Below are 10,859 nucleotides of genomic sequence, written 5' to 3'. Positions count from 1 at the left end.
GGCATCCCCCAGCCAGAGGTCTGCCCCGCTGGTCAGCAGAGCCTGAGCCAGCCAGGGGCGGTCCAGGGCAGAAGCCAGCAGCACTCTGCTCCCCCGCCATTTTTCAGCCTGGCTCAGAATCAACTGCTGGTCCCAGCTCGCTTTAAAATCACTGCCATCATAAAGCGGCGTCTGTCTGACCTGACGGGCCAGAAATTGTCCTTCCGGCAGGGGCCAGCTCCGGCCTGGCAACTGGTAGGCCAGGTTCACTCCCCCCAGGGCCAGGGCAGTTACCTGTCCATCCAGCTCCCTGAGCCAGGCAGCGGCCCGCTGAATATCTCCCCCTGCTCCCCGGCGTTCCACCTGTAAGAACTCATCACCAATCCGGCCCTGCCAGCAAAAATCCCCGGCAGGACTACCCAGACTGATGCTGACCACTTTTTTCATGCTAATCTCACCGGCAGCCATTGCCGAAAAGCGATCCCGTCTTCGTCCACCGGGCAGAGAGCAGCTGCGATATGCACACCAGCTCCAGCCGCGCTACTTAATGCTGCGGCAAAAGCCGGGTCGGTGGCGTGATTGGGGACAAAAGTGAGAGCATCATCCCGCTGGATGATAAACAGCACCCCGGTCCAGTACCCCTGTCGACTCAGTTCAGCCAGATGCTGGAGATGCCGGGTTCCCCGGGTCGTCGGAGCATCGGGAAAGCGTCCCTCTCCCTCTACTACCAGAGTAACTGACTTGACCTCCAGAAACCCCTGCCCCTCTTTTCCCTGCCAGCCCAGGTCAAAACGGCTTTCACCAGCCGTTACCTCCCGGCGCAGTTTCTGGATGGAGGGCAAGGGGCCTGGCCAGAGTCCCTGCCCCAGGAGTGCTTCTGCCAGCTGATTGGGTACCCTGGCATCCACGCAGACCCAGCGCCCCTGGTACGCCACCAGCAGCAGGTCTCCGACGGTTACTCCCTGCCGCTCAGGCCGGGGTAGCCAGCGCACCTCCGCACCTGGTACCAGCAGTTCCCGCAACCGGCCGGAATTGGGCAAATGCAGTCGCAAACTGGCTGCTGTTGCAGTAGCTATTTCCACAGCAAAGCGGTTTAAGCGGCGGATAAACCGGCCTGTAGCCAGTTTTTCCGACCAGAATACAGTTACAGCCATTTTTTCCACTCCGTTTTGTTATAAAAGAAAAGAGGCCTTTCGCCTCTTTCCCGCCGCTTGCTTTTAATTAAGCCTTTTCAACGGCTTCATTGAGATCCCGCATCAGTTTTTCCACGTCTATGCCATGAGCAAGAGCACCCTGTTCGATATTTTCGAAACGCGCCGCAGCGCAGCCAAAACAACCCATGCCATGAGCTTGAAATACGGGGATAGTTTGCGGATATTTGGCAACTACTTCACCAATGCCCATTTCTTTAGTGATTTTCATTTGAACCATGCCTCCTTTCAAGAAAAATTCTACCATAGGCAGACTCAGAATGCAATGCCATAACGGAAGAGATAGCCACCTTTATAGGCAGGGAGCAACAATCTTTCCTGGCGGGTCAGAGTCAGACGCACTCCCGCTGCCTCCAGGTCTTTCCACAGCCCGTAGGTAGTTTTAATATAGCTTTCCAGCCGGTCAGGGGGACCAATAGCCATAATCTCATAGGGCACCCCCTCCCGCCGGTTCACCGGTACCTTGTTAATCAGCAGGTTTTGTCCGGCCTCATGAACAGCGGTAGTGCCCACAATTCGCTGGCCATTGACGGCAATAGCCTCTGCTCCGGCAAAACGGAGTATATTGATAAAATCCTGCAAATCCCCGGAATAGATAATGGTAGTTGCCCCCTGCCGATCATCAATCTGAATCACTATCCCCGGGCCTTCCACTGCCTTTTCCCCTGCCAGCATCCGCGCTTTTTCGGTTGCATCCATCATTTCCCGGGTCCGGGCACTCACCACCGCTCCCCGTTCAAAATCGCTGATGCGTTTTTTCAGTTTCTTTACTTCCTTAACCAATTCCCGGTGTCTGGTCTGAGCTTTTTCCAGCAGCTGCAGCATCGAACGATAGCGCACCTGGGATTTGGCCTCCATTTCCCTCACTTCCCGGGCGGTGCGGATTTCCACTCCCAGCAAAATCCCCAGACAGAGGGCCACCAGTGCCACCCGGGCCCAGATTTCCGTTCTCATCCTTATTCCCCCTCTCTCACCGGCCGGGCGTACTTGAAATCCACCTTCTTCTGATAGGGCGGCAGCCGGATTTCCTTTTCCTCCCGCACATCCAGGCCGATGCCATAATCCCGCTGCAAGTTGGTCAGCAATGGCAGGGCATCAATATCCAGGGAAGTGCGCAAGGCCCGGGGATCACCGATAGCCTGAATCACATAGGGCGGAGCAACATTTTCACCATTGATAAAAATAGTGGTACCACCGCAGAAGATTTCACTGGTGCTGATCAGTCTCTGGCCATTAATGGCCACCCCCTCTGCCCCGCCTGTCCAGAAGGCATTGACCACTGAACGCAAAAAGGATTCATGGATATAATAATTATTGGGATCAATCCCCGCTTCCCTGGGCAGCTGGCTGTCTGACAGCACCACCGTCATACCGGGCCCCTTCAGTCCGGTCAGGCCAGCTCGTAGCTCCGCTTCCTGTTTTTCCCGCATCAGGGCTTCATTGATGTTTTTCGCTTGCTCAAATTGTCGAATCCGTTGCTGTAAATCAGCACTCTCCCTCTGCAGGGCATAGTTGTCCTGTTCCACCTGAACCAGGGTTGTTAGAATGGATTCACTGCGCAGTTTGGAGGGTTCTACCCCTGTGGCTTTTTGTACAGTGCGAAACTGGGTCATAGCCAGATAACCGACAATCACCAGGGCCACAGTAATCCAGCGCTGATAATCCGTTACTTGTTTGCGCATGTTTCCAACCACCTCAGCTGTTATTATGACCGGGAAGGGCAAGAAAAAAACAGGCCTGCGCCTGTTTTTAACTGGATAATCCATTTTGCAGGGCCAGCAAAACCAGCTGGGTCCGGTTTTTGGCCCGTAATTTTTGTTTGATATTGCGGATATGATTGCGCACTGTTTTTTCGGAAATGATGAGAAAACCAGCGATTTCCTTATCGGTATAGCCTTTAGCCAGCAGGGACAGGACTTCAATCTCGCGGCGACTGAGACTGCTCAGGCCAGTGCCCAGCAGGGTAGTTGGCAATAACAGGGAAAGCTGTTCAAATTCCTGCAATAGCTTGCAGGTGAATTCGGGATAACGGACCCCCTCTCCTGCCAGCGCTTTCTGCAAAGCCTTTTCGCCCAGGTTCTCGCCTTCAATATAGATAACCTGCTGCTCTCCCCCAAAAAAGATGACAATATAGGTAATCTGTGGTTGCATTTCCCGCAGTAACCTTACTGATTTGAGCATATTTAAACCAGGCAAATCCACATTGAGCAAGAGCAGGTCGGGCTTTTTCTCGCGGATAACCACAGCCAGTTGAGGCAAGTCCCGCACCACCGCCAGCAAGGTCCAGCCGGTCTCTGGATGCCGCTGTTTTCCATCCCAGTGGCTGCTCAAGGGTTCAGCACAGATCAGGGTGCGTACAGCCAATTTTTTCTCCCTCCTCCCGGGGGTGGGTCTAACTCATTTTATGACTGTCCCCGGGAAAGGGTGTTGCGCAAAATGCCCAGATAGTAGTTTTCATAACAAGTTACAATCTCTTTTTCCCTGAAACGGTTCAGAGCCTGCTGGCGGGCTGCTGCAGCCATCCGACGATGTTCTTCCTCATTCTGCAGGAGGGCTATGGCCCGCCGGGCCATGGCTTCCACCGCCCCCACCGGTTCGATGATGCCAGTCACTCCATCTGTAACCACTTCCGGCAGCCCACCGGTGTTTGTGGTCACCACCGGCACTTCACAGGCCATGGCCTCCAGCGCCGCCAGGCCAAAACTCTCCTTGGCAGAAGGCAGTAAAAAGAGGTCACTGATGGATAATAGCGGTACAACAAATTCCTGCTTGCCCAGAAAATGCACCCGCTCCAGAACGCCCAGCTCCTGGGCCAGGTACTGGGCGGCACTGCGTTCCGGCCCATCCCCGATCAGCAACAACCGGGAGGGTACCTGCCGGTTGACCAGGGCAAAAATCCGCAGCACATCAGGAATGCGCTTGACTTCACGGAAATTGGAGATATGGCATAGGATCTTCTCGTCAGGCCGGGCATAAAAAGCCCGCCGGGCCGGACAGAACTGACGCCGGTAGATTTCCGGGTCAACGAAGTTGTATATCACCTCAATGGGCTGCTGATAGCCAAAAACTCCCGCAGCCTCCTCGGCCAGGGCCCTGGATACAGCGGTTACCCCATCACTGGCCTGCAGGGAAAAGCGCACCACTTCATAAAGCTGCGGTTCCTGTCCCACCACTGTAATATCTGTCCCATGCAAGGTAGTGACCAAAGGCAAATTCCGCTCCTGAGCCAGCATGGCTTTGGCCAAATAGGCACTAACAGCATGAGGAATGGCATAATGGGCATGTACCAGGTCCAGACCCTTCGTTCTGGCCACTTCATAAATGGTGCCGGCCAGGGCCAGATCATACGGGGGGAATTTGAACACCGGATAATCTACCGCTGTAACTTCATGCAAGAAAAGATTTTGATGAAAACTGCGCAAACGAAAGGGTCGCTCATAACTGATGATATGCACCTCATGCCCCCGTTCAGCCAGGGCTTCTGCCAGTTCGGTAGCTACTACACCACTTCCACCATATGACGGATAACAAACAATGCCAATCTTCATTCCTTACCTCCATATTTCCAGCGGATCTGTCAGGACCAGGGGATTTTTAACCAGAAATCCTTCCCCGAATTCAGCACCAATTTTTGCCCCCCAGAAGCGACAGCGGGTCTCGATCAAATAGGGAAAATGTCCATTTAATCTGGTCGGCAGCCAGCGATTTTCCCGAAAAAACTGGGAACGATGAGCCAGTACCGCTTCCCGTTTGGTTTCATACTCCTCACTGATATCTATGATAAATGATGGATCCGTTTCCCGGTTGATGAAATAGTAAACTATTTCCCGGGGCCGGTAAGGCTCCAGTTCCGGCAGCACCTTGCGCAATCCAGCCTCGAAATGGGCCCGTTCGGCCAGCTGGCTGGCTGCCCGGTGATCAGGATGGCGATCTTCCCAGTAAGGCACCAGCAACAGGCGGGGCCTGACTTGCCGTATGAGGCGCACCAGGGCCGCTACCTGTTCCGGGTCCAGCGCCAGCCCCCCGTCCGGTAACTGCAAATTGATCCGCCAGGTGGCTCCCAGGATTTCTGCTGCCCTCCGGCTTTCTTCCCGTCTTTCCTCCACTGTTCCATTAGTTCCCTGCTCCCCACGGGTCAAATCGGCAATGCCGAATTTTATCCCTTCTTTGCCCCAGCGGGCCATTAGCCCACCAGAGCCGATTTCCGCATCATCCGGATGAGGTCCTACTACCAGAGCCTCTACCTCTACTAAAGCTGCTTCCCTATCCCTGGTATAGATGATATCCATCTTCACTGCCTCCCAGTTCCAGATAGTAGTGTTGCCCCCAATCAAGAGGTGCATGCAGTAAATAATGCAGCCAGCCTTTACCCCAGCGGCTCAAAAACCAGGTCAGATTCAACACCCGTTCCTGCCTTTTTCCTCCCGGCCAGAGGGTCTGGCGGGCCGCTAGCAAAGCATCTATCTGCTGACGGTATTGCCGCCGCAACTTCTGCTCCACTTTGCCTTTTAAATAATCCAGCTGATAAGAAATATAATTCCAGTTCCTGGCCTGCAGTAGTTCCAGTTCTGGCTCCAATTGAGCCAGATGGGTGAAAAGCTCAGCATGTTCTTTCTGCCAGCGCTCCCGCAAATCTGCCAGTAACTGTTCATGATTCCACCCTGCCCGACTGGCCAGGCGAAGGTCAATTTCCTGCTGCTCCAGTTCAGCCAGCTCTGGCAGGGACAGCTGCCACTGGTTCAGTACCTTCTTCTGCTCGGGTTCCACCAGTGTCACACTCCAGCGGGGCAATAAAATGGGCATGGTCTGGCCAAACAGGTGATAGACCTCCCGCAACTGAGCGTAGTAGGCCAGCTCTCCCGGTCCTGCTACATAGGCTACTGTTGGCAGCAGCCGGTCCTGGGCCAGCGGTCGGGTAGCCACACTGCAGCTGAGGCGCACCGGTTCCTGGACAGCCAGCTCCACGCCCAAGGTCAATTCCTGTACCGTCAGGGCAATCCTCTCGTCATTCTGCAGATAGAACAAGCCGGTCCGGTCTGAAGCCATTGCTAGAGCCGGTTGCCAGCCGGCAGCAGCCAGCTGCTCTCCCGCCTGACAGATTAAGGCGGGAATCTCTGCCCCTTTGGCCAGGGTCTCCTGCCAGAAGGGTTGTAAAGCCTGGCGCAGTTCCGGCAACATGGGGTCTACGATCACCAGACCCTGCTCTCCCAGCAAGCGAGCCAGCAGGCGCGCAACCCAGCCAGCAGGTGACCCCGCCCCCTTGAGAGCCGCTGCCAGCCATTCCCCCGTTTCCGTCCGTCCTGTTCCTTCCGGCAAACAGCGAATCATCTCCCAGATGGTCTGTTCCATCGCCATCGTCATAGCCAGCAGCCCCGCCGGCTTGCGTCCAGCTCCGGGCGGATCGGGCCAGCGCCACTGCCGCCCGGGCCAGTAACAGTGACTGATTTCCAGCCAGTCATGGTCCTCACTGGCCAGCCAGAAAACAGGGATTACCTTACTCTGTTCCCGCTCAGCCAGCTCCCGGGCTGCTTTGAGTACAGCCAGTGCCTTGTAAATGGTATAAAGGGGACCAGTAGCCAGTCCAGCCTGCTGGCCGGTAACTATGGCCACCGTACCCCGTTCCGCCAGGGAGCGAGCATTTTCTACCGCTTTTTCTCCGGCTCCCAGTTCCCGTTGAAAGCGGGCCAGAGGCTCACTAACCACCGTCCCCAGCCGATAACTGTCAATCACCCGTTTCAACTGCTGCCGCCAGTGCTGGGGCTGGCGCCAGTCCAGGTCAAACCTCCAGGCCAGGCTAGCAAAATCATGTATGTAATGCTCAGCAATGGTTCTTTTCTTCATCCAAAGCCCTCTTTTCCAACTGATGTTATAATCAAATTTTAGCACCGGGGCCAGAAAAAAACAAACCGAAAGCTTTAGCTTCCGGTTTTCATCTGTTTTTCCCAGTCCATATCCAGGCCCACTGCTTCTCCAATGATCTTCTGAATATCAAACATCAGCCGGCTAAAAGCATATTCTGCCTGAAAAAATTCCGCAATATCCCGGTTAGCCGCCAGCAGGTTAAAGAGATTCTGGAGCTGGCTCAATTCCTCCTCAATTTTTTGCCCCTGTAACTGCCTGGCCTGGATTTCCAGCTGTTTCTGGCGAAAATCTACAATCCGCTGCCAGGTTTCCTTATCTTTTTCCAGTTTTTCTTTAATTTTAGTATAGCTCAAAAATTCAGGAGATGCTTTTAATGCCCGGGCCAGCTCATAGGCCTTGTCATAGACATTGACCATGGCAATAACCTCCTTCCGCATATATCTTAGCATATGCTCAGAGGTAGCGTAAAGCCTCTGCCGGGTCCAATTTTGCCCCTTGCCGGGCTGGCCAGTAACCAGCCGCCAGGCCCAGGAAGATAGCACCTGCCAGCATCATTAAAGCTAGCTGTGGGTACCAGGCAGTAAGTTCCAGTCCTGCCACCAACCTGGGCAAGACCAGTCTGGCTGCCAGGATGCCCAGCCAGTAGCCTGCCACAGCGCCCAGGGAACACAAAAGCGCCGCTTCCAGCAAGAAGATGCGGATAATATGCTGTTGACGGTACCCGATGGCCCGCAATATACCGATTTCCCTGGTCCGCTCTTTAACTGAGGCTAACTGGTTGGCTATTACCATCATTCCAGCCACCAATACTACCAGCAGGGTTATCAGCAGGCCAAATTTTTTCACCCGCTCCAGCAGTTCCAGCCGGGCTGTCTCCACCTGCCGCAGCAAGCGCACTTCTGTATCCGGCAATAGGGACGCCAGCCTCGAACGCAGCTCCTCCTGTTCTGCCATACTGGTCTCTTGATTGCGAAAAGCCAGTACCTCTACAAAACTCAAGGCTCCAGTCTGTCCGGCGACTGCCTGCAGGTCAGAAATGTTCATGAAGAGCAGCCCGTCCTCCTCCTGACCAGTGGCAGCCAGAATCCCGGTAAGTGTCACCCACCGGTCTTTCACCTTAAGGCGCTGACCTATTTGCCAGTTTCTGGCCCTGGCCAATTCTGCACCGGCTGCAGCTTCACCGGCAGCCCGGGGCCACTGACCCTGGATCTGCCAGTAATTGCGGATCTGGCGTTCTTCCTGCCATTTTAACCCTACTACCAGATTGTTCTCTCCCTCCACCGGCAATGAGGCTAAGAACTTGGGAGCAATAACTTCCAGCTCTTTTTGTTTACCTAAAACCGACAACAACGAGAGGGGTAAGTGCTTTACCTCATAGGTTACTTCTGCCCCCACCGGCATCCCGCCATAGGTATAGTTCCACTCCTCCTGTCTGGGAACAATCACCAGCCGGGTCCCATTGCCCCGCAGCTGGCGGCTGAGGTCCGTTTCCATCATCCAGGTTATGGCCAGCAGGGCTACAACTGTAGCTACTCCAAGAGCCAGCCCCAGCAGGATGAGCAGGGTTTTACGAAATCGGCGGCGCAAATTATTGAGCGCAATATCCCAGAGATTCATGCTTTATCACCTTTTCCACCAGGCCATCACGGATCAGCAGCGCCCGGTGCATATATTTCAATGTCTCTAAGTTGTGGGTGACCATAATAATGGTCTGCCCTTCCCGATTCAATGCCTGAAACAGTTCCATTATTTCCTGTCCGGTTTTGCTATCCAGGGCCCCGGTAGGTTCATCAGCAAAAATAATCGGCGGCTGGTTGACTATAGCCCTGGCGATGGCCACCCGTTCCTGTTCACCACCGGACAGCTGATTGGGCAAACGATTCAGTTTATTTCCCAGTCCTACTTTTTCCAGCACCAGGGCGGCCATATCCCGTTGCTCCCCTTTGGGCCGGCCGCTGATGGCCAGCGGCAACATAACATTTTCCAGGGCGGTCAGATAAGGCAACAGCTGAAACTGCTGGAACACAAAACCCACATATTCGCTGCGAAAATCGGCCAGCTGTTCCTGGTCCAGGCTGTAGACATCGATACCATCTATTTCCAGTTTCCCCGATGTAGGTGGGTTCAATCCCCCTAAAATGCTGAGCAAAGTACTTTTCCCTGAACCGGAAGGCCCAATGATCCCAAGGAATTCTCCGGCTTCCACATTGAAACTGGCCTCCGCCAGGGCTATAACCTTATCCTCACCACTACTATACTCTTTCCGCAATTTTTCCGCCTTGATTAAAGCCATCTCTTTCACCCCTTATAAATACCGCAAAGCTGTGACCGGATCCAGTCGAGAACCCTGCCAGGCCGGCCACAAAGCTGCTAGCAGCCCTAACAGCAGGGCACCTCCCATGCTGATTACAGCCACCAGCGGGTCCCAGGGAACCGGAACTTCCATCCCGGCCACCAGAGGGGCACCCAGGCTAGCCAGCAAAGTGCCACTGCCAAAGCCAGCCACACCAGCCGCCAGACCCAGTACCGCTGCTTCGGTGCAAATAATTGTTATGATATGGCTGCGCCGGTACCCGATGGCCCGTAAAATCCCGATTTCTCTGGTTCTCTCCTTCACTGCTCCAGACATAGTCAACAAGACCATAACTGCTCCCAGGAACAGAATCAACCCGGCCAGAGCCAACGCAAACAGGGCAAACCGTTCCACAATGGCCTTGCGAGCCTCCACCGCGGCTTTTACCGCCATTACTCTAGTGCCTGGCAATTTTTCCGTCAATTGTCGTACGATATCGTCAATGGGACAGGTATTACAAAGGGCTGCCAGTTCCAGGAAAGTAACTTTTTTCCCTTTGCCGGTCAGCTTCTGCATGGTAGTCAGATCCAGCCAGAGAGCCCGGTCTTCTTCCCCACCAGTAGGCTCAATTACCCCTTTGATGCGGAGAGTCTGTCCTTTTACCTGCAGGGTTTGTCCCACATCCAGTTGCCAGCGTTCAGCGACCGCTGCTCCCAGCAAAACCTCATCAGCTTGCAGCTCAATCACCGGAAATTTAGGGGCATATTGTACGGGCTGACCTGCAGGGCTAATTCGGATTTGCCACCATTTCTTTAGCCGCAGCTCCGCCGGAAAGCGCACTCCTATGCCCAGCACCCGTCCCCGTTCACTGTTCAACACGCCCAGCAGCTTGGGGGCCACCACAGCAATGCTTTCCCGGTTTTTAATAGTACGCACCTGTTCAGCCATCGTTTCCGGCACTAAATTTTCCTTCACTACCGCCCCCGGCAAGCTCACCCCACCATAGCTGAAACTTTGCCTGTTTTCTGCTGGCAATATCAGGATATTGGCCCCAATCTGGTCAAATTTATCCCCGATCTCTGTCCGCATGGAAGTAGTAAGCAAATATAGCCCTACAACTGTGCTTACACTGAGGACCAGGCTTAAAAGCAAAAAGAAAGTGCGCCCCTTCTGGCGACGCAGATTATTGAGCGCAATGGTTAACAGTCCCATAAGCTGAGCCTCCTGTAGCTCTACTGAATTTCACTGACCTGTCCGCCACGCCAGGCATAACTCTTTATTTTAGCCCCGTTCTTGAAAATATCCACCTGAATATGACAGCCAAAATCCTGCACCCGGGCATCTACCTGGCTGTTATCCCCGGTCTGCTGGCGATAAAAACTTAAAGCCTGCTGCTTGATCTTCTCCAGGTCCGCAGCGCCCAGCTGGGCTCCGCCACCACCGCAGCCCCCACTGCCACAGCCACCACCGCTAACAACAGCACTGCCGCTGCCACCACAACAGCCGCCGCCTCC

General features: G+C 54.4%; 13 protein-coding genes and 1 pseudogene. All 14 read right to left on the bottom strand.

Annotation, left to right across the window (positions count from 1 at the left end; all coding sequences use genetic code 11):
• Positions 1 to 426 (bottom strand): annotated as a pseudogene (locus JDF658_RS10555) (quinate 5-dehydrogenase); the annotation flags it as partial.
• Complete coding sequence (gene sfsA / locus JDF658_RS10550; RefSeq protein WP_078664570.1) at positions 423 to 1,133, bottom strand: DNA/RNA nuclease SfsA; 711 nt, start codon at positions 1,131 to 1,133, stop codon at positions 423 to 425. The gene sfsA and the pseudogene JDF658_RS10555, both read right to left, overlap by 4 nt.
• A 67-nt stretch (positions 1,134 to 1,200) precedes the next feature.
• On the bottom strand, positions 1,201 to 1,401 hold the full coding sequence (locus JDF658_RS10545; RefSeq protein ID WP_078664569.1) for a DUF1858 domain-containing protein: 201 nt from the start codon (positions 1,399 to 1,401) through the stop codon (positions 1,201 to 1,203).
• Positions 1,402 to 1,445: 44 nt separating this feature from the next.
• On the bottom strand, positions 1,446 to 2,144 hold the full coding sequence (locus tag JDF658_RS10540) for a DUF881 domain-containing protein (RefSeq protein WP_079907579.1): 699 nt from the start codon (positions 2,142 to 2,144) through the stop codon (positions 1,446 to 1,448).
• Positions 2,145 to 2,146: 2 nt separating this feature from the next.
• Entirely contained in the window at positions 2,147 to 2,872 is a 726-nt protein-coding gene (locus JDF658_RS10535) for a DUF881 domain-containing protein (RefSeq protein ID WP_159073853.1), read from the bottom strand.
• Positions 2,873 to 2,939: 67 nt separating this feature from the next.
• Entirely contained in the window at positions 2,940 to 3,554 is a 615-nt protein-coding gene (locus JDF658_RS10530) for a response regulator transcription factor (protein WP_078664566.1), read from the bottom strand.
• A 38-nt stretch (positions 3,555 to 3,592) separates the two neighbouring features.
• A complete protein-coding gene (bshA, locus tag JDF658_RS10525; protein ID WP_079907576.1) occupies positions 3,593 to 4,738 on the bottom strand; it encodes an N-acetyl-alpha-D-glucosaminyl L-malate synthase BshA in 1,146 nt (381 codons plus the stop codon).
• Positions 4,739 to 4,741: 3 nt separating this feature from the next.
• Positions 4,742 to 5,479 (bottom strand): bacillithiol biosynthesis deacetylase BshB1, encoded by a 738-nt coding sequence (bshB1, locus tag JDF658_RS10520; protein WP_078664564.1) that lies wholly within the window; start codon positions 5,477 to 5,479, stop codon positions 4,742 to 4,744.
• Positions 5,454 to 7,031, bottom strand: coding sequence for a bacillithiol biosynthesis cysteine-adding enzyme BshC (gene bshC / locus JDF658_RS10515; RefSeq protein ID WP_079907575.1), 1,578 nt, complete (start codon positions 7,029 to 7,031; stop codon positions 5,454 to 5,456). The genes bshB1 and bshC overlap by 26 nt, the downstream gene beginning before the upstream one ends.
• A 74-nt stretch (positions 7,032 to 7,105) precedes the next feature.
• Positions 7,106 to 7,468 (bottom strand): YlbF family regulator, encoded by a 363-nt coding sequence (locus JDF658_RS10510; protein WP_159071910.1) that lies wholly within the window; start codon positions 7,466 to 7,468, stop codon positions 7,106 to 7,108.
• Between the two features lie 37 nt (positions 7,469 to 7,505).
• Positions 7,506 to 8,669, bottom strand: coding sequence for an ABC transporter permease (locus tag JDF658_RS10505; protein WP_078664561.1), 1,164 nt, complete (start codon positions 8,667 to 8,669; stop codon positions 7,506 to 7,508).
• The gene (locus JDF658_RS10500; RefSeq protein ID WP_078664560.1) at positions 8,641 to 9,345 is read right to left on the bottom strand and encodes an ABC transporter ATP-binding protein; all 705 of its coding nucleotides are present in this window, start codon (positions 9,343 to 9,345) and stop codon (positions 8,641 to 8,643) included. The genes JDF658_RS10505 and JDF658_RS10500 overlap by 29 nt, the downstream gene beginning before the upstream one ends.
• A gap of 12 nt (positions 9,346 to 9,357) precedes the next feature.
• Positions 9,358 to 10,557, bottom strand: a complete 1,200-nt coding sequence (locus JDF658_RS10495; protein ID WP_079907573.1) for an ABC transporter permease — start codon at positions 10,555 to 10,557, stop codon at positions 9,358 to 9,360.
• Positions 10,558 to 10,577: 20 nt separating this feature from the next.
• The coding region (locus JDF658_RS14455) for a hypothetical protein (RefSeq protein ID WP_200805674.1) at positions 10,578 to 10,859 on the bottom strand (282 nt) is incomplete at its 5' end.

The organism is Carboxydocella sp. JDF658 (genome assembly GCF_002049395.1).
In the GTDB taxonomy this organism is placed as follows: Bacteria; Bacillota.
The sequence above is the reverse complement of the archived record's forward strand: the minus strand, read 5'-3'. Positions and strand labels throughout refer to the sequence as shown.